This is a genomic window from Pseudoalteromonas sp. Scap25, assembly GCF_013394125.1.
In the GTDB taxonomy this organism is placed as follows: domain Bacteria; phylum Pseudomonadota; class Gammaproteobacteria; order Enterobacterales; family Alteromonadaceae; genus Pseudoalteromonas.
Genome location: NZ_CP041328.1, coordinates 484,160 through 509,591, shown reverse-complemented (window position 1 = coordinate 509,591; position 25,432 = coordinate 484,160). Strand labels below are relative to the sequence as shown.

Sequence of the window (25,432 nt, the reverse complement as noted above, 5' to 3'; positions counted from 1 at the left end):
ATGATTACGCTTATTACAGGTGCAACATCAGGCATAGGTGAACAACTCGCGATAAAGTATGCAGAGCAAGGTGACACAGTCATTGCGTGTGGACGAAATACGCAAAAGCTCGCTGAACTTGCCAAGCATAACAACATAGAAACCTGCCAGTTTGATGCAACCAACTTGCAAGATATAAAAGCTGCCACTCTCGGCTACCCGCAATTTGACCGCGTTATTCTTAACGCCGGTAATTGCGAGTATGTTGATGATGCACGCAATTTTGATAGCGCCCTCTTTGAGCGTGTTATTAATGTTAACTTACTTTCTATGGGGTATTGCTTAGAAGCACTTTTACCCAAAATAACATCAGGCGGCCAATTAGTGATGGTTAGTTCGAGTGTTACTTATTTACCATTACCGCGTTCAGAAGCGTATGGCGCATCAAAAGCGGGTGTAAGCTATTTAGCTAAAACCCTTGCGGTTGATTTAAACGACGTTGATGTAACACTAGTCCATCCTGGTTTTGTAAAAACACCGCTTACAGACAAAAATGATTTCCCTATGCCTATGGCTGTTAGTGCTGAAAAAGCGGCTGACTATATAATCAAAGGCGTAAAAAAACGTCGTAAAGAAGTCCATTTTCCGTATCGTTTCACACTTATATTAAAAGCACTGCGAATATTGCCACTTTCGCTTTGGCTTAAAATTGCAAAAGGATTAACCCGTTGAAAAAAATAGCAATAATTGGGACTGGTGTATCAGGTTTAACTTGCGGACACCTATTGCACAAGCATTATGATGTCACACTATTTGAAAAGAACGATTATATTGGTGGCCATACTGCCACGGTTGATGTAAATCACAGCGGTATTAACTACGCAGTTGATACCGGTTTTATCGTATTTAACGATAGAACATACCCTTACTTTGAAAAGCTGCTTGAACGTATTGGTGTAAAACGTAAACCGACCCAAATGAGCTTTAGCGTTCATAATGAAGCCACAGGTTTTGAGTACAATGGGCATACATTCACTAGTTTGTTTGCTCAGCGCAGAAACATAGTGAGACCTAAGTTTTGGCGTCTATTGTACGATATCGTGCGCTTTAATAAACTGTGCAAGGCTTTGTATGAAAAAGGCCAATACACTGAGCAATCACTTGGTGAGTTGCTTCAACAACATCGCTTTAATGACTTCTTTAAATACCACTACATTTTGCCAATGGGTGCGGCTATTTGGTCGACAAGCATTAAAGAAATGGAAGACGTGGGCGTAGAGTTTTTTGTAAAATTCTTTTTTAACCATGGTTTATTAGACATTACCAATAGGCCGCAATGGTATGTTATTCCGGGTGGCTCTCGTGAATACATTAAACCGTTGATTGCTGGTTTTGCTGATAAAATACAGTTAAACACTGACATTAAATCGGTAACCAGAGACGAGCAGGGAGCCACCATTACATTTGCTGATGGTCAGCAAGCCCTGTTTGATAAAGTTATTTTTGCGTGTCACTCAGATCAAGCGTTAGCGTTACTCGGTGATGCCTGCGAGCAAGAAAATAAGGTGTTGGGCGCTATCCCATACACTGAAAACTCGGTGGTACTGCATACTGATGTATCATTATTACCAGATAGGAAAGCAGCGTGGGCGAGCTGGAATTATTTACTAAATAATAATACCGACAAAGCCGCTGTTGTTACTTATCAAATGAATATACTGCAAGGGATAGAGTCTGATACCCAGTTTTGTGTCACTTTAAATCACTTAGAAGGGATCAATCAAAGCAAGATTTTACGTGAGTTTACTTATCACCATCCTGTGTTCAATCAACAATCTATTGCTGCTCAACAGCTGAAAAATACGGTTGACGGTCAAAACAATACTTATTTTTGTGGGGCTTATTGGTATAACGGCTTTCATGAGGATGGTGTGCGCAGTGCCGTCGATGTTGCAAAACAACTTGGAGTAGAGTTTGACTAATGCAGTGTATTTAGGCGATGTAAAGCATCGCCGTTTTGCTGTAAAACACCATGCGTTTAATTACCCACTTTATATGCTGTGGGTTGATTTAAATAATACTGACTCGCTCAATGGCGTCCATAAGCAGCTTGGGACTTCAGGTTTTAAAGCATTAAAGTTTGAGCAATCTGATTATTTAAAGGGGTTACCCGATAGTCAACATCAGCCCATTATAGAGCGTGCTCATGCGCAGCTATCCCAGCTGGGCGTAGATGAAAAATTTAGTCATGTATACCTGCTAGGACAATTACGCTGTTTGGGCATTTATTTTAGTCCAGTTAACTTTTATTTTTTTGGTCATCAAGATAATGAATTTAGTTACATGGTGGCTGAGGTGAGTAATACTCCATGGAATGAGCGACATTACTACTTGGTTCCATTACAAAAAAAAGTGAACTTTAAGAAAGTATTTTCCGTATCACCTTTTATGAATTTGGATATGAACTATCATTGGACTGTGCGACAAAAGAAAGACAATATACTGATACGTATAGAAAATAAGCGCGATGAAGAACTACTTTTTGATGCTTCATTAAGGTTACAGCGCCAACCCTTGTGCAATAAACAAATGAGCAAGCTGTTGAAGCGCTTTCCTGCGATGACATGGTCTATTTTCAGAGGTATTTACTATCAGGCATTTAAGTTGTTTGTTAAAAAAGTCCCATTTTTAGGTCACTCAGGCAAACTTTAAAATTTAATTTATGTTGTTTTACAAGTAATAACAATAATATAGGTAAGTATATGGAAAAGGTATCGAGCTTACGCGTTCAGGAACGCACTAGTTGGTTTACTAATTTTTATAAAAAGTTAGTGTTTAAAGCGTTCTCGTCAATTGAAACGGGTCAGATAGTGCTAGTTGAGAACAATCAACAGTCTGTATTTGGGGATGTGTCTTCAGAGCTAAAAGTAACGGTAACCGTTAACGATAATGCCATGTACAAAGCGTTTGCTCTTTCTGGAAGTGTGGGGGCGGGCGAGTCTTACATTTTAGGGCAGTGGCAATGTGACAATTTAACTCGCCTAATCGAAATTTTTGCGATTAACCAAGATCAATTAGATGCATTTGAAAAGAAATTCGCGTTTTTTAGCAATATCGCTCACCGTATAAATCACATAAAAAACAAAAACTCACACGCCGGTTCAAAAAAGAATATTGTTGCTCACTATGACTTAGGAAATGATTTATACGAGTCTTTTTTAAGCAAAGAAATGCTTTATTCGAGTGCAGTATATCCAACTAAAGATGCTACCTTAGAGCAAGCCCAGCAATACAAACTACAACGTATATGCGAACAGGTTGAGCTTCAAAAAGGTGATACGGTTATTGAAATTGGTACAGGGTGGGGGGCGTTTGCAATTTATGCTGCAACTCATTACGACTGTCATGTAACGACCACAACTATTTCTGACGAACAACACGACTATGTTGCTAACAAGGTTAAAGAGCTTGGGCTTGAAAGCAAAATCACATTGCTCAAGCAAGACTATCGCTTATTGGCTGGCAAATACGATAAGTTAGTCTCAATTGAGATGATAGAAGCCGTTGGGCATGAATACTTACCCAGCTTCTTCACTAAGTGCGGTGAGTTATTGAAGGATAACGGTGCTATGCTTATTCAAGCAATTACGATTAGCGATCAGCGTTATCAACATTACTTAAAAAATTCAGACTTTATACAACAGTATATCTTCCCTGGTGGGTGTTTGCCTTCGCTTAATGAAATGAGTGAACAAATTAAAAATAACACCGATATGAATATACACACTATCAATGATATTGGTGCTCACTATGCCCGCACTCTTGCAGATTGGCGTGAGCGTTTTATTGCCAGCTGGCCAAAGCTTGATAGTAATAAGTTTGATGACCGTTTCTATCGCTTATGGCTATTTTACCTTGCCTATTGTGAGGGGGCATTCAGAACCCGAGCAACTAGTACCGTGCATTTAATGGCACGCAAACCCCGCTTCACGAGTAGTAATGATGAGATTGCACTCGCTTATTAATTTTGTGCTGTTTCAAGTGGTGTGGTTTATGTGCCTGCTACTTGAACAGGGCTCATTAGTTTTTTCTGCTGTAGTCATAGCGTTGATGTTTTACTTATCAGCACAAAAAAAACAAGACGCTTTACTGGTTTTAAAAGCCCTGCCATTGGCTCTATTGTGTGAATTTATTGCGGTTCAGCTAGGGTTATTTGAATTTAAAGTTCAACCGTTCCCATTTTGGCTGGTGTTTTTATGGATTGCACTAGTGCTGTGTATTAACACTTCAATGTCGTTTCTAACTAAGCTTAAACTGTGGCAAGCATTTTGTGTGTGTTTGTTATTCGCGCCAGGCAGTTATTGGGCCGGCTCACGATTTGAGGTACTAGAGTTAGGAATGCCACTGTGGCAATTTTGGCCACTTTACGGTGCTTTATGGGCTGCAACGTTTACCCTTATTTTATTTATAAACGGTAAAATTGGTGCGTTTGTTAAGCAATAACACAATACTGCTTGGAGATAAGGATGAAAACGCTTCTAAATTTACTCATGGTTTATGTTTTATTTAGCCCTGTAGCTAATGCCGATACTCAGTTTAACAAGGTGGGTGAAGCACGCATGGAATACCTGTTTTGGGATGTTTATGATGCAACGCTTTACACACCTTCTGGCACTTACACAGCAAAGCAAGCTCCTGTTAAATTTACCTTAACTTATTTGCGTGACTTTGACGCTAAAGACATTGTGAAAGCGACTAATGAACAGTGGCAGCACTTAGGTAAACCCCAACTTTCAGAGCGCTATGCAGATAAGTTACTATCCATATGGCCAAATATTAAAAAAGGTGAATCGTTAACTCTACTGACTGATCAGCAAGGGTACAGTACTTTTTTTCACAATGAGAACCAAATAGGTCGTATTAACGATGCCACATTTGCTGAGGATTTCTTAGCTATCTGGTTAAGTGAAAACACGTCAGAACCAACAATTAGAAATCAACTACTAGGGATTTAATATGATTAACCTAAAACGCGTTAAAGTCGCCATGGTATTGGCAGTTAGTTTTTTTATTGTCAGCTGTTCAGCCCCAAGTGTTGAACATTATAAGGGTTCTGAGCCAAATTTCGATTTTAAGGCTTTTTTCAGTGGCGATTTAAAAGCCTATGGCGTTGTACAAGACTTTAAAGGTGAATTAACCCGCAAGCTTGTTGTTGACTTAAAGGCTACTTGGAACGGTAATCAGGGCACTATTGAAGAAGACTTTATTTACGATGATGGTGAGACACAAAAACGCATCTGGAAAATTACCTTAAACGACGATAACACATTAACAGGAACAGCCTCTGATGTTTTAGGAATAGCTACCGGTGAGAGTGACGGCAGTGTGTTTCACTGGAATTACAATGTCGAGATCCCTTACGATGGCAGCACATTGGAAGTAAACTTTGACGATTGGATGTACCTAGTAACAAGTACGCGTTTAATAAATCGCACTTCTATCGTCAAGTTTGGTGTTGAAGTCGGCGAAGTAACATTAGTGATAGAAAAGGTACAGTGAGCCATTAAAGTGCAAAACTGCACTAATAGTGTGCCTAAATTAAGCTTTTGTTAACCCAACTCTCTGTATTTTACAGCTAATTTATTTATTTTTACTAATTTTTTAGTATTTTAGATAAAAAACGTAATTTGCTGTTGCTAACTCTTCGAAAATGCATAAAGATAGGATTTGCGAAGGCAAAATAATAACGAATAGGAATCTAATAATGAACAAAGCTCAACTAGTTGAAAAAATCTCTACTGACGCAGAAATCTCTAAAGCAGCCGCTACACGTGCACTTGACGCATTCACAGGCGCTGTAACTTCTTCATTAAAAGAAGGCAACTCTGTTGCATTAGTTGGTTTTGGTACTTTTTCAGTTAAAGAACGTGCTGCACGCACGGGTCGTAACCCACAAACGGGTGCAGAAATCCAAATTTCAGCAGCGACTATTCCAAGCTTTAAACCAGGTAAAGGTCTTAAAGACCAAGTAAATCTATAATTTGGGATTTATGAATAAAAAAAGGGCTATTTAGCCCTTTTTTTGTACTAAATTTAACGCTTATTTAGCTTTAAGTGCTTTATCTCCCCGCCCAATGCCGACCGCACCTGAGCGAACTACTTCTATAATGTCGGTTTCGTGGCGTAAGGTATCCAAAAACGATTCTATTTTATCGGTGCTGCTTACTAATTGAAGGCTGTAACTTTGGCGGCCCATATCTAAAATAGCCCCCTGAAATACATCAACAACGCGGGTAACTGCCGCACGAGTCGCTTCATCTTTGGCAAAGACTTTTACTAACAGAAGTTCGCGCTCTATGTGACTCATTTCAGTTAAATCAATAACTTTAAGTACATCGACCAGTTTGTTTACTTGCTTCGTTATTTGCTCAACAATTCTGTCATCGCCTTTAGTGGTTACCGTAATACGAGAAAGAGACTCATCATCTGTAGTGCCCACCGTTAAGCTATCAATATTGTATGCTCGTTGAGAAAAAAGCCCCACTATACGTGATAACGCACCGGGTTCATTCTCTAATAATATAGATAATATACGACGCATTATGCTTTCACTCCTTTTCTTAACCACATCTCGTCTATGCCACCATGCTTAATTTGCATCGGGTAAACATGTTCTTTTTCGTCTACTAAAATATCTAAAAATACTAATCTATCAGTGATCGACATTGCTTTGTCTATCGCAGGTTGTAATTCATCAAGGGTGTTTACCCTGATCCCTACATGGCCATAGCTTTCAACAAGCTTTACAAAATCAGGTAAAGACTCCATATACGATGAAGAGTGTCTGCCACCATAAATCATGTCTTGCCATTGTCTGACCATACCCAGTGAGCGGTTATTTAAGGAGATCACCTTTACTGCTAAGTTATACTGTAAACAGGTTGATAGCTCTTGGATGTTCATTTGAATAGAGCCGTCGCCAGTTACACATAAAGACTCTTTTTCAGGAAAAGCCAGTTTAACGCCCATTGCCGCAGGTAATCCAAAACCCATAGTCCCTAGGCCACCTGAATTGATCCACTGACGAGGGTGTTTAAATGGGTAATACTGCGCCGCAAACATTTGGTGTTGGCCAACATCAGAGCTAACATAAGCATCTCCGTTAGTGGCTTCATATATTGCCTCGATAACTGCTTGAGGTTTAATTTTGTCACCATCATTATTGTAACTAAGGCATTTTTGTTCACGCCAGCTGATCACTTGTCGCCACCAATCTTCTTGTGCACTGCGATCAATTTTAATTGGACTGTTATCTATGGCAGTTTGTAATTGCTCAAGTACCGTCGCCAAACAGCCAACAACAGGAATATGAGATTTAATAGTTTTAGAAATAGAGGTTGGATCAACATCTACATGTACAATAGTGGCATTAGGACAGAATTTTTGAACGTTATTAGTAACCCGATCATCGAATCGTGCGCCAAGCGCCAAAATAACATCGGCATTGGCCATGGCTTTATTTGCTTCTAATGTACCGTGCATACCTAACATACCAATAAAGTTAGGGTGAATGCCCGATATGCCACCTAGTCCCATAAGCGTGTTGGTAATAGGGGCGTTAAGTGACTCGACTAAATGAGTTAGTTGCTCTGAGGTGTTTGAAAGCACAATACCGCCACCCGAGTAGATAACCAGTTTCTTCGCTTCTAAAATAGCAGTAACAGCTTTTCGAATTTGTTTAGAATGACCCTTTGTATTTGGATTATAGGTTCTGAGCTCAGTTGCCGCTGGAAAGTTGTAAGCAAAAGTTAGTTCTGGGTTAAGCATGTCTTTAGGAAGCTCTACTACAACAGGACCAGGGCGTCCTGTGCTGGCAATATAAAAAGCTTTGGCAAGTATATTAGGAATTTCACTCGCGCTTCTACAATTAAAGCTATGCTTTACAATAGGGCGAGAGCAACCAACAATATCGGTTTCTTGAAACGCGTCATCGCCAATAAGATTTGTTGGCACTTGACCTGATAATACCACCATAGGAATTGAATCCATATACGCAGTTGCTATGCCTGTTACACAGTTTGTTGCACCAGGTCCGGATGTAGCAAGTACAACACCCACTTCACCGGTTGCTCTTGCGTAGCCATCGGCCATGTGTGTAGCCGCTTGTTCATGGCGTACTAAAATGTGCTCAATATCATCTTGCTGAAAAAGTGCGTCGTATAAATCTAATACTGAGCCACCGGGGTAACCAAATATATACTTTACCTTTAGCTCTTTTAATGACTTAACAACCAATTCAGAGCCATTATATTCTTGTCTACTCATCCTCATTCCTCTGTTGATTATATGCAAAAAAAAACCCTCGCGTAGTGCGAGGGTTTTAAAAAGCATTTTTCACCTTTTAATACATCCCCGCTGGGCTTATCACTAAGACCAGTACGAGTAAGACTAAAAGGCGAAATTGTGTATTCATGATGTTTTGCTCTTAAAATAAAATACTGTTTAAATTACAATTTTTGTATGTGGTTATTTTTAAGGCTTTTGAGTACTTATGTCAACCAAAAACTGCATTTTTAGATTAAAATTTCATTTTTTAATTCATTTTAATCTATTCGTCTATTTTTAGTGAGTTTTTCTTACTTATTAGCAGATATTATGCAGTTTTATGTTGTGGCTGGGCTTGAGGAAGGTGGTTAAAAACGCATAAATACGGTATTTCTTAGACATAAAAAAAGCCAGCTAATGCTGGCTTATTAATCTAACAGTATTAATTACAGACGGTCAATTACTGATTGTGTGAAATCAGTAGTGCCGTGGCTGCCGCCTAGATCACGAGTAGTACGGTCGCCTGATTTAATTACATCAGCAACAGCACTACGAATACGCTCAGCTGTATCGCCCATGTTTAAATGCTCTAGCATTTGAATAGAGGCTAAAATTACTGACGTTGGGTTCGCAAGGTTTTTACCAGCAATATCCGGCGCACTACCGTGAACAGCTTCAAAAATAGCAGCATCTTCGCCAATGTTTGCACCAGGCGCCATGCCTAAACCGCCAACTAAGCCCGCACATAAGTCAGATAAGATATCGCCGAATAAGTTAGTTGTAACGACAACGTCAAACTCTTCAGGGGTCATTACAAGCTTCATACATGTTGCATCAACAATCATTTCAGTTGATTCAATTTCTGGGTAACGCTCAGCTACTTCACGCGCTACTTTTAAGAATAACCCAGAGGTTGATTTTAAAATATTTGCTTTATGTACAGCGGTCACTTTTTTACGGCCTTCACGCACAGCAAGTTCGTATGCGAATGTAACAATTTTTTCTGCGCCTTCGCGAGTGATCACTGATTTTGCTTCAGCTTCAGTCCCATCTTCTGATACAACTTGGCCTGCACCTGAATACATGCCTTGTGTGTTTTCACGAATAGTGATGATATCAATATCGTCGTAACGTGCTTTAGTACCGGCAAACGATTTAACCGGGCGTACATTAGCGTATAAACCAAATTGCTTACGAAGTGTTACGTTGATTGATGTAAAACCTTCGCCCACAGGCGTGGTTAGTGGACCTTTTAAGGTAATTTTATTTTTAGCAATTGTGTCAATTGTTTCTTGTGGAAGCAACTCGCCTGTTTTTTCAAGCGCAGCTAGGCCAGCGTCAACAAATTCATAATCAAAATCGCATCCTGCGGCTTTTAGTATTTCAAGTGCTGAGTCGATAATGCTTGGGCCGATGCCGTCGCCTTTGATCACTGTTATGGTTTGTTTGGCCATGAACTTTTCCTTTAAAGATTTGGATACACATATAAATAATAAACACTTTCAGAGTTTAGACTACTTATATGACAGGGGTGCTAAATTTAAGCCGGCATTTATACCAATATATCACTCATTTTGCCAGTTTATAGTATGAATACAGGGTATAACTTTAAATTATAGTGATAATAAGTCAGCTAAATACTATTATGTAACCCTAAGCGCAGCAGTGATTGATTAAAATCTTCCTCAGTTTGCCAGCCATGGCGACGAAGTTGTTGATTCAATGTTTGTTGTTGCCACGCTGTTAATGGCTGGTTGGGTTTTAATATACGCTGCGCCACAACTTTCAATGCTGCCCATAATTGACTAGCATCATCAAGCTGCTTTTTAGGGAGTTGCTCAGCTTTTAATAAAGCCGATGCCCATGGGTCGCCACTAAGTAATTCATTAAGCTCACTGTTTAAATGAGAACCATCTATGTTGTTTATACCAAAAAATGTACTAAACGGTGTATCAAGAGCTTTATTCGGTGTTTGATCTATGGTGATTTTTCTTGAAACATCAGGGCTGTAATGTATCAGTACATAATATAAATAGGCATATAAGCTTAAGCTAATACGCTCACTTTGAACGCTAGGATTATATTTAACTAATAGCTCTAATATATTTACTAAACAGCTAATACGGGTGTATAAAAAAGCATGTAGAGGATGAGCAATGCTATTTACTAATTGTTCAAACACGACCCCTTGAATAATAGCGGGTGCTTTATCGTAACCCACCATAGATAAGCTGTGCCTTAAATCTTTAGCGGCTAATCGCTCTTTATTGTAGTGCTTTACTGCTAAGCATACTGACCTTACAACATCAGGGTAGGGAGTAAGTAAGGTGTTTAAAGCTTTAAAACTGTATTCTTTTTGCGTTTTTATTTGTTTTACTAACTGATACAAAGGCGTTTGTGCAGAGTGATTATTATGCGGGATATTAAGATGTTCACTGTCCCATACTTTAAAAAATAAGCGATTATCGTTGCATTCCCATGCTTTTGAGTCATCCACTAAGGACGCTTTAATACGATACCATGCCATTTTAGTATTGGCGTTATTAACTATAATGTGTCGGCCTTGTGTATCAGTGGCTAAATAAACCATAGCTTGGTCGGCATAAACAACTTGGCTGCCTGGTATATATTGTCCTATATGAGCGACTAACGCTTTTAATAACGCTTGTGCAAATGAGTTAGGGGTTCTTATATATAAATCAGCGACCGCTTTATAAAAATTTATGTGCTGTTGCTTTGTATTACAAGTAACGTTAAGCGCTAGTATATTCGCTAAAGCAACCACCACACTAGCACCATCGTAAAGCATAATTTTAGGTGTATCTAATAATGCATGTTTGTATTTGCTGAGTTTAGCCAAAATATGGGCAATTTTATGTGCAGGTTGCTTAGCCGTTAATAGTACTTTGGCAGCAAGCTTATGGCGTAACGACCATATTTTTTTATCGGCTTCGTTAAACGCTTGCTGTTGAGCTAGCTTATTTAATTGCTTAGCAACACAAAGGTGCTCAACCAGTGAAGCACTAATATAAAGCTCGGTTAAATCGTTGTCGTAGTTTTGGCTACTACACAAAGCACAGGTTAATACACACTGATTAACGACTAAATTGGTTGCGTAACTATATTGTGTTTTATATAGATTTAACTGAGTTTGTAAGGCCGCTGGGTTTTGTTTGTATAACGCTGCGTATTGCTCTGATAGTTTACACACAAGAGGGTAAAAGGTATGCCACTGACTTTTGTTGTTATGGGAGCTTAAAAGCAATTGTGTGCTTTCGAGTAGTTTTTTTAGTTTACCCGACAGTGGAGCTTCCATTAAGTTTTCCCGTCATTATGCTCAAGGTATTTTTCATAAGCACTTGGGCCCCACATTATTAGTTGGCCATTTTTAAATAGCAACCCAGTACATTCATCCATGGTGGTGATGCCGTCAGAGGTTTTATGTTGGGTGCGATAAAAAATTACTTGCCATACTTGCTCGCCATCACGTTTAGCATAGGTTAAATCTGGACTACCTAAGTATTCAAGCACATTATTTAGCGTAAAGGTATCTTCCAAGCGCAATTTCTCTATATAGCGTTTATTAAAAGCTTCTCTATCTTGCCAAATCATAGCTTGTGGATCGTCTTTATAAAACATAATAACCGTCGTGGCTATTAGTGCATATAAACCTAATCCTAATATTAAATACCTAAAAAACTTTTTAAACATTGCCAACCCAGATCAAAACACCTATTACTAGTATACGTACTGCTAAAGTGCAGTGCTATTAACTTGCGACTAATTAAGCCTTAACTGCTTTAAACTAAAGCCTAAATGGATATCTGTACGCAAACTCACCAACTGCTTAGAAATAATAAACATATCCATATCTTCATTCAGCTTTTTTTGTAACCGCGCGTTTAACGATTCATCCTTTAACGCTTCTTCAATAGAGCTATATTGATTAACCAATTGCTGCGCAGATTTAACACCAATACCTTTCACACCCGGAATGTCATTGGTTTTATCGCCTGCGAGTGCCCAAAAGTCGATGAGTTTATGTTGAGCGACAGCAAAGCGCTCTTCAATATGTTCTTTATTCAGGTGCTGCTTTTTAAAGTAATCGTATACTTCAATATGCTCATTCAAATGAGGTAAAAATCCTTTATCCGTAGAGACAATGGTGTTGTTTATCTGATTATTAGCGGCTTTATGCGCTAAAGTCGCAATAATATCGTCGGCTTCATCGTTAGTCGGTTCAAATACCACAATACCGGTTTCTTCAATGGCCGCTTTAAAATGAGGTAACGCGCTTTTTAGAGTCTCTGGCATAGGAGCACGCGAATGTTTGTAGTCTTTATAAAAGTGGTAACGCCAGCTTTTGTCACCATCAAAAACGGCTATTGCATGGGTTGCATTGGTGGTTGTTAAAAGCTTTTTGCATGCATGTGCAACTCGGGCACAGCATGCTTTTAACATGTGTTCGTCGCTATGATGGCTTTGGTTTGCATCAACAGCATAAATGCGCCTAATTAAATTAAGCGCATCAATAAGGAGTAAATGGGGATTCAATTATAAACTCACGCTTTTATTGTATAACAAGGGATATACTTACTTCCGGGAAGTTTCATTCTACCTTGTTCTACAAACGCTTGTAAAAGTTTGTCCATTGCTTTCATTAAATCAGGCTCACCACTTAGTACATAGGGGCCATGCTCGTTAATTACATTTAAGCCTTCTTCTTTCACATTACCTGCAACAATTCCCGAAAACGCACGGCGTAAATTAGCTGCAAGCTGTTGTTTGGGCTGATCAAGATGTAAATCAAGTGACGCCATGGCTTCATGAGTTGGGTAAAAAGGCTGCTGAAAATCATTTTCTATTTTCAACGTCCAATTAAAGTAATAAGCATCGCCTTGGCTTTTACGATATTCGCGAACTCCGCTCATAGCCGATTTAAGCTTTTGGCTAACTAATTGAGGATCATCAATAATCACTTCAAATTTACTCAGTGCGGCATCGCCTAAAGTCATTTGAATAAACTTACAAAGCTCTTCAAAGTAAGCTTTGCTGTGTTTAGGGCCAGTTAAAATAACCGGTAAACATTGCTTTTCGTTTTCGGGGTGTAACAAAATACCTAATAAATATAGCAACTCTTCGGCTGTACCTGCGCCACCTGGAAAAATTATAATGGCATGTGCGGTACGAATAAATGCCTCAAGACGTTTTTCAATATCGGGTAAAATAACCAGTTCATTTACAATCGGATTGGGTGGCTCTGCCGCTATAATGCTTGGCTCAGTTAAACCTAAATAACGATTATTGGTAATACGTTGCTTTGCATGGCCAATGGTTGCGCCTTTCATTGGGCCTTTCATTGCACCAGGCCCACAGCCGGTACAAATATTTAACCCACGTAACCCCAGTTCATAGCCAACTTGTTTAGTGTATTTATATTCGACTTCGTTAATCGAATGGCCACCCCAACATACAATCATGTTAGGTTCGCTATTTACTTTAAGTGCGTCGGCATTTCTTAGCATGTCAAAAACCATGTGAGTAATGGCTTTTGTTTCCTGCAGGTCTTTTTCATACTTTTGGCAAATAAACAAAATATCGCGAATAACCGAAAATATGTGCTCATGTATACCAGTTACTATGTGGCCATCAACAAAGGCTGTTTGCGGAGGATTTTCTAATTCAATTTTTATACCGCGTTCACGGCTGACCAAGCGTATATCAAAATCTTTATGTTTATCGTAAATATCATTGCTTACATCGGTGTGGCTGCCTACATTAAGCACGGCCAATACACAGTTTCTAAATAGTCTGTAGCGTTCGCTGGTTGATGATTGCTCGAGTAAGTCTACTTCTAGCTGCGACAATAAGTCTAATACCCCTGTAGGGTTTAATTGTATTAGCATCGACATTCTCCTTGAAACCTCTTGGGTAAATTTACTGCGTAGTTATGCCTTATACTCAAAGGTAAAAGTGCATAACACTATTTACTAATACACAGACGATCCCGGCCTGAGTTTTTAGCATCGTATAGAGCTTCATCGGCTCTATCAAACGCTTTTAGAGGCGTATCACCCACTTCAAATTGGGTTGCGCCTAACGAAACGGTAATTTGAATTTGTTTGTCTTTAAATTTAAATGGGATCTTTTTAATCGACAGTCTTAATTTATTGAGATGCTCGACAGCGTTATCAAGTGATGTACGAGGCATTAATAACACAAACTCTTCGCCGCCATAACGGGCAATAAAGTCAGTTTGTCTAATCGATTTTTGCAGCGCTTTGGCAATCACTTGCAAGGTAATGTCGCCGGCTGTGTGACCAAAGCGATCGTTAATTGATTTGAAATGATCAACATCAATAACCACTAAGGTTATGTCTGACGGTTGTTCATTAAACAAATTAATTTCGTGATTGTAGCGTTCGTCAAAGGCTGCTCGATTAGGTAACTTGGTAAGACTGTCGAGTAAACTTTTAAAGCGTTGTTCATTTAAACGTTTTTTATAATTACTAACTTTGTTTTCTAAACTGCCAATTCTATCGTTTATTTGTGCAAAGCTAGAAATTAAAATTTGGCGATCTTTTTGTTCCAGTTGTTCTTTTTCTAGAATGTCTGCACTCAATGAGCGTAACTCATTTTCAACCAATTGCTTTAATTCTGTAATTGATGTTGCTTTATTTGTTTGTGTATTTAAATTTTTTAATTTTTCACCAATTCGTTGATTAATTGATTCGAATTCAACATTCATAGATTCAGAATGTTCTCTGGTTGAAACCAATGAACTATGTAGCTCTCCAAGCGTTTGATTTAATGAAGTTAAAAAGCTTTGCGCTGACGCACGCTCAACTTGAATGCTTTGTACAATGAGTGTGATTACATCAATTGCTGCATCAAGAAGTTGGTCTACGGCTTTATTTTTAGCGATACGTTTTTTTATTAAATACAGCTCATCGTTGGCTTCTTCTTCAAGTACTAACTGACTAACTAATTTAAATAGCTTTTCAGTGAGAGCACTAAGATTTGGAGGCTTAAAGGTATCGTTGCTTTTAGCTATTAAAGCTTGATGATAAAAAGTGATCAGCTGATTTAAAACAGGTATAAAACCATGTACAGATTGAATATTGTCTAGCTCGTTATCGAGTAAGTGGCGCAGTGTTCTGCGGGTATCGTTAGGTAAACCTTTGGTTTGTTGTAATTGCTTACCTGCATTTTGTACACTGGTGAGAAGATCACGTTGATGTGCTAGTTGAATGGCTTCTTGGTTTTTTAGCAAAGCTAAAATATCATCCACCAAAGGAGCAAAGTCTTCATAACCCATTCCTTTGTTTAATGCGCTTCGAAACTTAGCTAGGCGGTTATCAAGCTCAGTATCAAGTCCCTTACAGCTTAAAGATAACTTAGCTGCAAAATTAGAAAGCGTACTCACTTGATGTTGGCGAGCACTTTCTACTACTTTTCTACTGTCGATTGCTTGCTTTAGTTTTTGTTCCACCGTATTGGAGCTCCTAGACACCTACACACCATTATCTTAATACCTTCATTGTTTTAGTTTACAACAAAAACATATTAATAGTAGGGATGAGATCAAAAACTTAATGTTTTTAATAACAAAATACGAGCGATCTTAAATATAAGTGCATTTACCGCTTTTAATTCACTTTTAAAATGGGTCTTGTTAACCTTGGTACAACAATACGTTATATAAAAAAGAGCCTTCATGAAAAAGCTACTTGCCTTATCAATTTTAGCTGCCTGTTCAGCACCTGTATTTGCCGACGTTAACTACGCTTTAAATATCTCTCAGCCAGAACATCATTTAGGTGATGTAAATGTAGAGTTTCCTAAAACGGCGCAGTCTTATTTAGATGTAAAATTGCCAGCATGGCGTACTGGTCGCTACGAAATTTTAAACCTTGCCAATGGCGTTCGCTATTTTAAAGCCAGCGACGATGAAGGTAATGCATTAAAGTGGGAAAAAATAGACCACAGCACATGGCGTGTTCATTTAAATGAGCCGACTCAAGTCAATGTTGATTACCAAGTGTATGCCAATGAGCTAGGTAAGCGCGCTCGTCATATTGACGACAGCCACGCGTTTGTTGACGCATCTGGCTTTTTTATGTTCAGCGAATCATTTCGCCAAGAGCCCGTTACGGTTGAATTAAACGTACCTAAAGCATGGCGCTCTGTGTCGGGTATGGAAAACTATAAGAATAAACACAGCTTTAAAGCCAGCGACTACGACGTGCTTGTTGATTCACCAATAGAAACAGGTGTTAATGAACTGCGTACTTTTGAAGTTGATGGCCGTGAGTACGAACTAGTAGTGTGGGGCGAAGGTAATTACGACATAGAACTGATGCTAACCGATTTAAAAAAGCTTGTAGCAACGGGCAATGTAATTTGGGACAGCTACCCGTATGAGCGTTATGTATTTATGGTACATGCTACATCGGGCGCGGGCGGCGCAACTGAACACTTAAATTCAACTATTATTCAACGCCCACGGGATCGCTTTGCTAAACGTGAAGACTATTTAGCTTTTATAAGCACAGCGGCACATGAATTTATTCATACTTGGAATGTAAAAGCGTACCGTCCTAAAGGGCTTGCGCCATACGACTATACCAATATTAATTATTCAAAACTGCTGTGGATTGCTGAAGGGTCTACCAGCTATTTTGAAGACCATTTATTAGTGCGCTCAGGCATTCAAACCACCGATGAGTTTTTTAAGAACTTCAGTAAAACCATTAATCGCCATCTCACAACCCCAGGGCGTGAAGTGCAAAGTGCTAGCGAAACCAGCTTTGATAAATGGATAAATCAAGGTGGCGATCATGCACGTAACTACGGCACTAATATTTACCTTGAAGGCTCGTTATTGTCGATGGCGTTAGATATCGACCTACTTGAAAAAAGCCAAGGTAAAATAAGCTATAAAAATGTACATAACGAACTTTATAAGCAGCATAAGCTACCAGCGGGTTTTACTGAGAAAGACGTATTAGCAATTTTAAAGCAGCTAACAGGGCGTGATTACAGTAATTGGTGGCAAGCAAATGTTAGCACACCAGCCAGCTTAGATTTTGATGAATTACTGGCAAAAGTAGGTTTGAGCTTTGAGCTGCCTGAAAAAGCCAAGGCTACACCAAGTTTAGATGCCTTTACTAAAAATACCGGTGAATTGCTCACCCTTACTCATGTACGTCGCGATGGTGCAGCATGGCAAGGTGGTTTAACCACCGACGATAAACTCGTTGCTATTAACAAAAAACATGTAGGGAAAGACTTAACCGCCAGCCTAGAAACCTTTAAAGCAGGGGACAAGGTAACTGTTGATTTTATTCGCCGTGACGCTTTGATGTCGACTGAGCTTGTGTTGTCTGAAGATTTCGACAAACCTAAAAAAGTAGTCGCTAATAAAAATGCCTCTGCTGAGCAAAAAGCGCTGTTTAAAGCATGGATGGGTGTAGCGCATCCAAATGATGTGAAAAAAGACGACTAACATCGTTTATCTTTTTGTTTAAAAAGGAGCTTAGGGTCACAAACCCTGAGCTCCTTTTTTGTTTATTGAGCGCTATATTGTAACAATTTATCTCAGCGCAGTTGACCTAACTCATACTTAATGAGTAATCTGCTGGTTCAATAATAAAAGGGATTCTATAATGCGTTTAAAACCTCTTGTTACCACATTGGTAGCAACCTGTTCACTGGCACTTTCTTCTGCGGTCCATGCCGATGAAGGCATGTGGCAACCTCATCAACTACCAGAGCTTGAGTCAATTTTAAAAGCCAAAGGGCTTGAAATTAGCGTTGATTCAATTTCAAAATTAACCGAGTTTCCAATGAATGCGGTTATCAGCTTAGGCGGTTGTACAGCCTCGTTTGTTTCGCCAAAAGGCTTAGTTGTAACTAACCACCACTGTATTTATGGTTCGGTGCAATATAATTCAACGCCTGAAAATAACATTTTAGAAAATGGCTTTTTAGCAAAAACACCGACTGAAGATTTACCAGCTGCGCCAGGTTCACGAGTGTACGTAACCGAAACAGTGACCAATGTGACCGATAAAGTGATTAGCGGCACTAACGAGCTAAGCGCAAAAGCACGCTATGATGCGTTAGAAAAAAATCAAAAAGAACTCGTTGCACAGTGTGAAGCTGATGCTAGTTACCGTTGTAATGTGTATTCGTTTCATGGTGGTTTAGAGTTTTACCTGATTAAATCACTGGAAATTAAAGATGTACGTTTAGCGTATGCACCTGCCATGGGCGTAGGTAAATACGGTGGCGATATAGATAACTGGATGTGGCCGCGCCACACAGGCGATTTTGGTTTTTACCGCGCCTATGTAGGTAAAGACGGCAAGCCAGCAGAGTACAGCGAAGACAACATACCGTACGTGCCAGAGTCTTACTTAAGTGTAAGTGCTAAAGGCGTGCAAGAGGGCGACTTTGTTATGGTAACTGGCTACCCAGGGCGTACTAATCGCTACCGTATTGCGGCAGAGGTCGATTATGTTTTTAACGACAGTTACCCTAAAGCGCGCATGCACAATACTAAATACGTGTCACTAATTGAAGAAAACTCAGAAGATGGCAGTAAAGCGCGTATTGCTTACGAAAGCACCATAGCCGGTTACAACAACTACATTAAAAACTATGGTTCGATGATTGAAAGCTTCAAAAAAGGCACCATGTTTGAGCGTAAAAAACAGTTTGAACAAGAGCTTACAAGCTGGATAAACAGCGATAGCGAGCGTAAACAGCGCTACGGGAATGTGCTTAATGAGTTATCGGCATTAGTAGCTCAATCGCAAGAGCATAGTGAGCGCGACCGTATGGTAGGCTATGTTCATCGTTCACAAATGATCAGCACGGCACGTCGTTTATATCGCTTAGCGGTTGAAAAACAAAAGCCAAATAGTGAGCGCGAATCAGGTTATCAAGAACGCGATTTACCGCGTATTAAATCTTCTCTTGAGCGTATGTCACGTCGCTTTGATGCCAATGTAGATAAAGCTATATTACTGCACTTTTTAGAGCAATATGCAGCATTACCTAAAGCAGAGCGTTTTAGTGAAATTGATAAAGCTTTTGCTTTAGAAAACGGTTTTGATAAAGCAAAACAAAGTGCATTGCTAGATGAAATGTATGCCAAATCAACGCTAGATAATGAAATTGTACGTAATTCATTATTTGAACAAACACTGAGCCAGCTTAACCAAAGCCAAGACCCGTTCATGCAATATGCAAAAGCCATATTCACAGTAATGAAAGCTGAGGAAGATAAGTCAAAAGCCCTGGCTGGTAAATTACAAGCTGCTCGCCCAGAGTTAATGAGTGCAATTATTGCCTTTAACAAAGCGCAAAACAAACCGGTTTACGCCGATGCAAACAGCACATTACGTGTAACTTACGGCACGGTAGGCGGGTATTCTCCGCAAGATGGATTAGTGGCTACGCCGTTTACCTCACTTGAAGGGTTACTGGCTAAAAACACCGATGTTGACCCATTTAATGCGCCTAAAAAGCTGCAAGAGCAAATTAAAGCGAAGCTTTATGGTGATTACACTGGTGGCATGAATACTGTTCCAGTTAACTTTTTATCAAATGTAGATACAACAGGCGGTAACTCAGGTTCGCCAACGCTTAACGGCAATGCCGAGCTGGTGGGTTTACTGTTTGACGGTGTGTACGAAAGCATTATTGGTGATTGGGATTACAACCCAGAACTAAACCGCTCAATTCATGTAGATTCACGCTACATGCTGTGGGTAATGGATAAAGTAGATAACGCCCAAAACCTATTAGACGAAATGAAAATCGTAAAATAAGTAGCAGTTAAAATAACAAAAGGCGCTTACCTTAACCGGAAGCGCCTTTTTTGTTTAAACATGTTTGGATTAATTTAACTTAAGCTACGGGCTACGGGCTACGAGGTTCGGGGGAGCTAATATTTAACTTTTCACTGACACTCGGCTTTGTGTGATGGTTTTGGTTTCTCATTTTCTGCTTATTGTCTTCTCCATGTTCAAATAGCTTTTAATGAATTATGCACAACGAGGGCGAAGAGACGCTGCGCTTTTAGAGTAAGAAAAAACTAAAGCTGTTTGGTTGTTCTGTTTACTCTTTTACTCCTCATTCTCTTCTCTTTGTTAAATAAGAACTTTAAGTGATTTATTCACAAAGGGAGCGAAGCGACGATACGGTTTTAGTGGACGTAAAAAAGCAATATATTGTTCTGTAGCAGCGATTTCATATCGCGCTAGAGTTAAGTCTAAATAAGTATTTACCACCGAGAACACAGAGTTCACAGAGAAATGCTTAAAAAATACCAATTCATCTCTGTGCAGCGCAAAGCGCCTCGGGATCCTCTGTGGTGCAAAAACTGTTTTTAGCAGTAAATGTCTTTCGTAGCAGCGATTTCATATCGCGTCAGGCTTAGCACATTAAACATAGAAACGCGGGGTAAACCTTCAGTCACGAGTTTGATGTTCAATTTACTCTTTTACTCCTCATCCACTTCTCTTTGTGTAATAAGATCCTTCAGTGATTGATTTACCATGAGGGCGAAGAGACGCTGCGCTTTTGCAGGAGCAGGGTGTTTTTAAAATTAAACTTTTTTATAATGGTAACTACGTAAGTTTAATTTACTAAATGCCAACTAGCATAATTTTACCTTGTGCCATGCCCTCAAGCTGGCAGCTAAAATCAATGCGCTTTTCAGCAGGTGTTTTATACAGCAAAGTGAGCTTACGAAAAGGCGTGGTAATCACTTTGACCGTTTTGATTTGTAAACTAACGCGTGTTCGCTTGTCTAAAAAGGCAAAAGCCGTTTCCGTTAATGCTTTTTTACATGCGCTTAATGCTGTGTTTGTAACAACGCCAGATAATATTGAGTTACTAATATCTTCAGCCGACAAGCTACTATAACCACTTGCCATTACACAGGCGGCATAAATATCAAGTATGGCAATAGCGCGTACTTTTTGACTTTTAGGATCCTCATAAACAGCCATTACACAGGGTACTTTAGATTCATCGAATACCTGCGGTTGAATTGTGTTTACGATTAAAGACTGACTTATATGTTTATGAAACAACCGTTCTAATTGCGACAGCTTTGGCAACGCTAAATCATCATTTAATTCAATTTCATCAGGAATGACTTCGTTATTTTCTACAAGTTGAACCAGAGGTAATAACTTATCGTGAAGTTGTTCATCTGTAAAAGGTTTTGATAGAACAAAAGATGCGCCAAAGCTAATGGCTTCTTCAATTTGAGACTTTTCATCAACCGTGGTTAGCATCGCGACTATTATATTAAGTTGCCTTTGCTTTATTGCACGTAATAGCGTCACTCCACACATATCAGGCATATGCCAGTCTGTAAGCACAATATCGGGGTGCCAACTACCAATCAGCGTTAACGCTGATTTAGCATTGTTGGCTTTTTCTATTAATAACTTCCGATAGCCAAACTTTTCCAACCCTCGGCGTACTATTTCAAGTGTTGCATGGCTATCATCCACGATAAGTATTTTCACACAGGTAACTTTTTTTTTAATGTTGTTGTTATTATGGCAGATTTTTTTCACAGCGCTAAACTCTAGTAAATAAACACTTAATTTAAGATAACTAAATAATGCCATATGCCGTATTTCCGCCAGAGGTTTATCATTATATTGCTATAAATTTTGGGCTACTTATTTTAGCCGCGTGGTTTTATATTCTTTTACTGATACTCAGAGAGTTTAGGGCATTTGCACTTAGCATGGTTAAAAGTAACGGCACAATGGATGATGCTACTTTAGCTATGTGCAGAGAGTCTGTTGAAAATGCCATGAGCTATGTTAACGATAATCGAAAAACTATCGCTGAGTTAATCAGTGTACAAATGCTATTACAACAGCAATTAACTGAGGTTACTTCATCAACCAAAGATCATGTTACCGAAAAAGAACAACAGCTAATCGATGATCTCAATAAAAAATTAAAACGCTCGCATAAGTTAATCCGCAAACTTAAAGGGGATTTGGATAAAAGTGTTGAAAAATTAAAAGTTACCCGTCAAAAACTCTATGCACAATATGATGCAGTGACTGTACTTCAAGAAGAAAAAGACCAGTTACAAGCAGATTATGAAGCGCTTAAAACCGCGAGCGAAAATAGTGATAAAACATCAAACGCAGATACATCGTCAACGCCCGATCAAACAAAGTTACTTAACACTTTAAACGAATATAAAAGGCAAATTGCAGAGCAAGACCAACTATTACAGCAATTGCAGTTACAAACTGACGGGCCAGAAAGTAGTGAAGAGCTTGACACATTAAAACAAGAGCTAGAAAAAACCCAGTACGCACTTAAGCACCTTACAAAAGAAAAAAAATTCATTGAGGGACGCTATTTAGAAATGATGAAAAATAGCCAAAAACCAAGCTAACTAACGACTTTTTTTAGCCTGAGCGAGTAAACGTTATTACAGTGTTTTCTGCTCATTCACTTCTCTTTGTTTAATAAGGTCTTTTAGTGATTTATGCACAAAGAGGGCTAAGAGGCGCTGCGCTTTTAGAAGAACAACACTGTGCTTTTCACACATGCTTTAGCTAATATTGATGTTTTGCATAATTGATTGATTGGTTGTTTTTTGTTAATTAAAGGCTTAGATGTAAATGATTAAATAAACCTTATTCGAGGTTTTGTCGCACTGGCGACGGCAGCCAAAGAGGGGCTGCCGCTGGTCCCTCTCTGGACACTCTCAGCGCACCCGAGCATCACGCTTTATCCTTCAAATAAACTATTGCTTGAACGTAAGCGGCGTATATTCACCATCCTTGGTGAAGTTACGCCTTGTATTTCATCCATGAAATACATTACTCAGCAATACCTTATTTTCAGGGCGTGATGGCGGGGAAATGTTAAACGTAACATGGGTAGTCACTTTTTACTTAGGTCGATTACAGTGAAGCTCAGTAAACAAAGGCAGCCTCAATTATGATTAGTGTTTTGTATTAACGATTGGCAGCAAAATATCATGAGCAGACGGTCAGGAGTTATAATGTCTGAAGTCAAGATTTGACCCCTTTGGCTATGGTTATATTACCTATGGTCTGATCATTCATAAGGGTAAAGACTGCCATTTTGATAAATGTTTGCCAGCCAGTTATTTACAATAGTGTTGGCTTCACTGAGTTCAGTCTGTGAAAGCTGAGGGTATTGCCGTTGCTCAAACCATGCATAACGATTATATAGTTCACCGTTTTCCGTTATTTCCATCATTAGGCGATTTAATGCGTACGACTTTGCTAAGCTATTACCGCTGATTTGTTGCGAATGATACAAAGCCGACAATTTCATTAACGCCTTTTCACTGCCATGCTTGGCTGCTTGCTCTAAAAAAGCGATTTTTTGTAGTTTGAATGCATCGCGTTTTTTAATGTACTCCTCTCTGTTTTGTGTTTTAAAACCTTGTGATTGCATATAAAACTCTGCTGTTATATCAGCAAATGTTTGTTGCGCTGCAACAGATCCGTTTTGCGCTGCATCATAAAAATATAAATAAAACTCACGACGTTGATCCTGATTAATTCCACTACAGTAATCAAATTTTTCTAACGTAGCATCAATTGCTTCACCTGCATAGGTATAATCAGCTATGGCTTCTAGCTTTGCTTGTAAGGCAAAATCATCAATAGGGGCAGTAAAGCAATATCTTAAATTGGCTGCAACAATATACTTTGCGTCAATATCGCCTTTGTCAGCCTTATTTTTTAAGTGCGCTAAATGTGTTTTTAGTTGCCCTTGTTGTTTCCAGCGTGGAATGGCCATTACAGCAAGTTGGTTATTTTGATCTTGTATGCCTTTTTCTATAGGGGCGATAGTGTTTTTATCGGATAAATCATCGAGTGTTTCTTGTTTTAAACTAAGGGGGGGAGTTGCTTTTAATGTATTTGGTTCCTTTACCACTGAGTTGAGAGGTGAAGAGTGCGATAATCGGCCACTGCTATAACTTAGTGCAATCAAAAGTAATATTAAGGCTAAGCATAGGTAAAGCAAAACACCTAGAGTTTTATTATTTATTTTCAAAGGCTTGGTACCATTTATTTACGTTAAGTTAAAACAGATTAAATTCTTATTATTCTAAGTTAGCATGTTAGTTATTAAATAACTTCATCTTCATTAGCTGGATCACCACTTTCATCTTCGCTTTTAATTTGTTTTTGCTTCATTCTTTCAATTTTTTTTATTTCTTGAGGAGGAATAGGGTAGATTGATATTAATGGAAAAAAGCTAAAAAGACCAATGCCCCCTTTGGCATTTTTTTGCTCCAAGTAACTAACTTAAACATTCCCTGAAAAACGACTAAGGCGAGTAACATTCCACCTAAATAATAAAATACTTCAATATCAATAGCGTTGAGTAAATCCATTTATCACTCCATCTTGTTATAGTAACTCAATGGGGAGAGTGCTGATGATATTCAAGAGTTAAATGAGTTTTGGTACTCATTTACTACTAATTGCCTTCTCTATGTTCAAATGATTTTAAGGACATTGTCAGAGTTTAGGTGTTTGTCATATCCCTGGTTAACATTTGATAAATACTCATTATATAAGTTAAAACAATAACGCATGAGATAGCTAAGATACTACTGTTAGGAAATAAATACCAAGCGGCTACAATTAAAATACTTCTTAACACAGCATGAATTAAGCCAACAGGATGTTTAACGATCCAAGAATATACTACCCAATGAAGTCCTAAGCCAACGCCTAAACTCAAAGGAACAAATTCAGGTGCATTTAAAAGTAATGGAATATGGACAGCCCAAAGAAGATTAACCATCACTATGCATAAACCCATTAGTTTTGCTAAAGGGTTGGATGAGGAAACTAAGTTCTCTTTTCTAAATTTAGCAATTAATAAGGCTATAGGAAAAATCCCGCCTGTTGCAAAGAGTAAAATATATATAGAAACATTTGCGCTAAATAGTGTACTTAGAAATCCAACTAAACCCCAAATTATGGTTCCAGCAACCGGCATTGAAATAGATCTGTTTGAAGATTGTTCAAATTCTTTTCTGTATTCATCTAATGTCAAAATACTCTCTCCTTGCTTG

23 protein-coding genes are annotated in these 25,432 nt (G+C 38.8%); 11 read left to right on the top strand and 12 right to left on the bottom strand.

Annotation, left to right across the window (positions count from 1 at the left end; all coding sequences use genetic code 11):
* The 8 genes from FLM54_RS17715 (at position 1) to FLM54_RS17680 (ending at position 6,019) form a co-directional block, all read left to right on the top strand.
* Positions 1-711, top strand: coding sequence for an SDR family NAD(P)-dependent oxidoreductase (locus tag FLM54_RS17715; protein ID WP_075170210.1), 711 nt, complete (start codon positions 1-3; stop codon positions 709-711).
* On the top strand, positions 708-1,961 hold the full coding sequence (locus FLM54_RS17710; RefSeq protein ID WP_178957159.1) for an NAD(P)/FAD-dependent oxidoreductase: 1,254 nt from the start codon (positions 708-710) through the stop codon (positions 1,959-1,961). Before FLM54_RS17715 ends, FLM54_RS17710 begins: the two co-directional genes overlap by 4 nt.
* Complete coding sequence (locus FLM54_RS17705) at positions 1,954-2,691, top strand: DUF1365 domain-containing protein (RefSeq protein ID WP_178957158.1); 738 nt, start codon at positions 1,954-1,956, stop codon at positions 2,689-2,691. The genes FLM54_RS17710 and FLM54_RS17705 overlap by 8 nt, the downstream gene beginning before the upstream one ends.
* A gap of 50 nt (positions 2,692-2,741) precedes the next feature.
* Positions 2,742-4,004: a cyclopropane-fatty-acyl-phospholipid synthase family protein gene (locus FLM54_RS17700; RefSeq protein ID WP_178957157.1), complete on the top strand. Its 1,263-nt coding sequence runs from the start codon at positions 2,742-2,744 to the stop codon at positions 4,002-4,004.
* Positions 3,982-4,482, top strand: coding sequence for a DUF2878 domain-containing protein (locus FLM54_RS17695; RefSeq protein ID WP_178957444.1), 501 nt, complete (start codon positions 3,982-3,984; stop codon positions 4,480-4,482). Before FLM54_RS17700 ends, FLM54_RS17695 begins: the two co-directional genes overlap by 23 nt.
* Before the next feature lie 23 nt (positions 4,483-4,505).
* The gene (locus tag FLM54_RS17690) at positions 4,506-4,994 is read left to right on the top strand and encodes a chalcone isomerase family protein (protein WP_178957156.1); all 489 of its coding nucleotides are present in this window, start codon (positions 4,506-4,508) and stop codon (positions 4,992-4,994) included.
* Between the two features lies 1 nt (position 4,995).
* Positions 4,996-5,538 carry a DUF3833 domain-containing protein gene (locus FLM54_RS17685; protein WP_178957155.1) on the top strand — a complete coding sequence of 181 codons (543 nt, stop codon included), beginning with the start codon at positions 4,996-4,998 and terminating at the stop codon, positions 5,536-5,538.
* Between the two features lie 205 nt (positions 5,539-5,743).
* A complete protein-coding gene (locus FLM54_RS17680) occupies positions 5,744-6,019 on the top strand; it encodes an HU family DNA-binding protein (RefSeq protein ID WP_008112559.1) in 276 nt (91 codons plus the stop codon).
* A gap of 60 nt (positions 6,020-6,079) precedes the next feature.
* Here FLM54_RS17680 and ilvN read toward each other — a convergent pair whose 3' ends face one another.
* From ilvN to FLM54_RS17640, 8 genes are all read right to left on the bottom strand, one after another.
* The gene (gene ilvN / locus FLM54_RS17675; RefSeq protein WP_076921825.1) at positions 6,080-6,580 is read right to left on the bottom strand and encodes an acetolactate synthase small subunit; all 501 of its coding nucleotides are present in this window, start codon (positions 6,578-6,580) and stop codon (positions 6,080-6,082) included.
* Positions 6,580-8,304, bottom strand: coding sequence for an acetolactate synthase 3 large subunit (locus FLM54_RS17670; RefSeq protein WP_178957154.1), 1,725 nt, complete (start codon positions 8,302-8,304; stop codon positions 6,580-6,582). The genes ilvN and FLM54_RS17670 overlap by 1 nt, the downstream gene beginning before the upstream one ends.
* A 446-nt stretch (positions 8,305-8,750) precedes the next feature.
* Entirely contained in the window at positions 8,751-9,758 is a 1,008-nt protein-coding gene (locus FLM54_RS17665) for an isocitrate dehydrogenase (RefSeq protein ID WP_138607979.1), read from the bottom strand.
* Between the two features lie 179 nt (positions 9,759-9,937).
* Complete coding sequence (locus tag FLM54_RS17660) at positions 9,938-11,620, bottom strand: hypothetical protein (protein ID WP_178957153.1); 1,683 nt, start codon at positions 11,618-11,620, stop codon at positions 9,938-9,940.
* The gene (locus FLM54_RS17655; RefSeq protein ID WP_138607982.1) at positions 11,620-12,015 is read right to left on the bottom strand and encodes a DUF3192 domain-containing protein; all 396 of its coding nucleotides are present in this window, start codon (positions 12,013-12,015) and stop codon (positions 11,620-11,622) included. Before FLM54_RS17655 ends, FLM54_RS17660 begins: the two co-directional genes overlap by 1 nt.
* Positions 12,016-12,084: 69 nt before the next feature.
* Positions 12,085-12,858, bottom strand: a complete 774-nt coding sequence (gene xni, locus FLM54_RS17650) for a flap endonuclease Xni (RefSeq protein WP_138607984.1) — start codon at positions 12,856-12,858, stop codon at positions 12,085-12,087.
* Positions 12,859-12,866: 8 nt separating this feature from the next.
* Positions 12,867-14,210, bottom strand: coding sequence for a nucleotide 5'-monophosphate nucleosidase PpnN (gene ppnN, locus FLM54_RS17645; RefSeq protein ID WP_178957152.1), 1,344 nt, complete (start codon positions 14,208-14,210; stop codon positions 12,867-12,869).
* A gap of 77 nt (positions 14,211-14,287) precedes the next feature.
* On the bottom strand, positions 14,288-15,796 hold the full coding sequence (locus tag FLM54_RS17640) for a GGDEF domain-containing protein (protein ID WP_178957151.1): 1,509 nt from the start codon (positions 15,794-15,796) through the stop codon (positions 14,288-14,290).
* Between the two features lie 225 nt (positions 15,797-16,021).
* On the opposite strand from FLM54_RS17640, the gene FLM54_RS17635 reads away from it, so the two are divergent.
* The gene (locus FLM54_RS17635) at positions 16,022-17,812 is read left to right on the top strand and encodes a M61 family metallopeptidase (RefSeq protein ID WP_178957150.1); all 1,791 of its coding nucleotides are present in this window, start codon (positions 16,022-16,024) and stop codon (positions 17,810-17,812) included.
* Between the two features lie 160 nt (positions 17,813-17,972).
* A complete protein-coding gene (locus FLM54_RS17630; RefSeq protein WP_178957149.1) occupies positions 17,973-20,144 on the top strand; it encodes a S46 family peptidase in 2,172 nt (723 codons plus the stop codon).
* 819 nt (positions 20,145-20,963) lie between these two features.
* Here the strand turns inward: FLM54_RS17630 and FLM54_RS17625 are convergent.
* Positions 20,964-21,857, bottom strand: a complete 894-nt coding sequence (locus FLM54_RS17625; protein WP_075170202.1) for a response regulator — start codon at positions 21,855-21,857, stop codon at positions 20,964-20,966.
* A gap of 98 nt (positions 21,858-21,955) precedes the next feature.
* Here FLM54_RS17625 and FLM54_RS17620 point away from each other — a divergent pair, with 98 nt between their 5' ends.
* Positions 21,956-22,756, top strand: a complete 801-nt coding sequence (locus tag FLM54_RS17620; RefSeq protein ID WP_178957148.1) for a chromosome partitioning protein ParA — start codon at positions 21,956-21,958, stop codon at positions 22,754-22,756.
* 671 nt (positions 22,757-23,427) lie between these two features.
* Here the strand turns inward: FLM54_RS17620 and FLM54_RS17615 are convergent.
* The 3 genes from FLM54_RS17615 to FLM54_RS17605 all read right to left on the bottom strand — a co-directional run bounded on the left by FLM54_RS17615 (position 23,428) and on the right by FLM54_RS17605 (position 25,413).
* The gene (locus tag FLM54_RS17615) at positions 23,428-24,399 is read right to left on the bottom strand and encodes a hypothetical protein (RefSeq protein WP_138608004.1); all 972 of its coding nucleotides are present in this window, start codon (positions 24,397-24,399) and stop codon (positions 23,428-23,430) included.
* A 74-nt stretch (positions 24,400-24,473) separates the two neighbouring features.
* Entirely contained in the window at positions 24,474-24,644 is a 171-nt protein-coding gene (locus tag FLM54_RS18920) for a hypothetical protein (protein ID WP_256729750.1), read from the bottom strand.
* Between the two features lie 232 nt (positions 24,645-24,876).
* Positions 24,877-25,413 carry a DUF7010 family protein gene (locus tag FLM54_RS17605; RefSeq protein ID WP_178957147.1) on the bottom strand — a complete coding sequence of 179 codons (537 nt, stop codon included), beginning with the start codon at positions 25,411-25,413 and terminating at the stop codon, positions 24,877-24,879.
* Between the last annotated feature and the right edge of the window lie 19 nt (positions 25,414-25,432).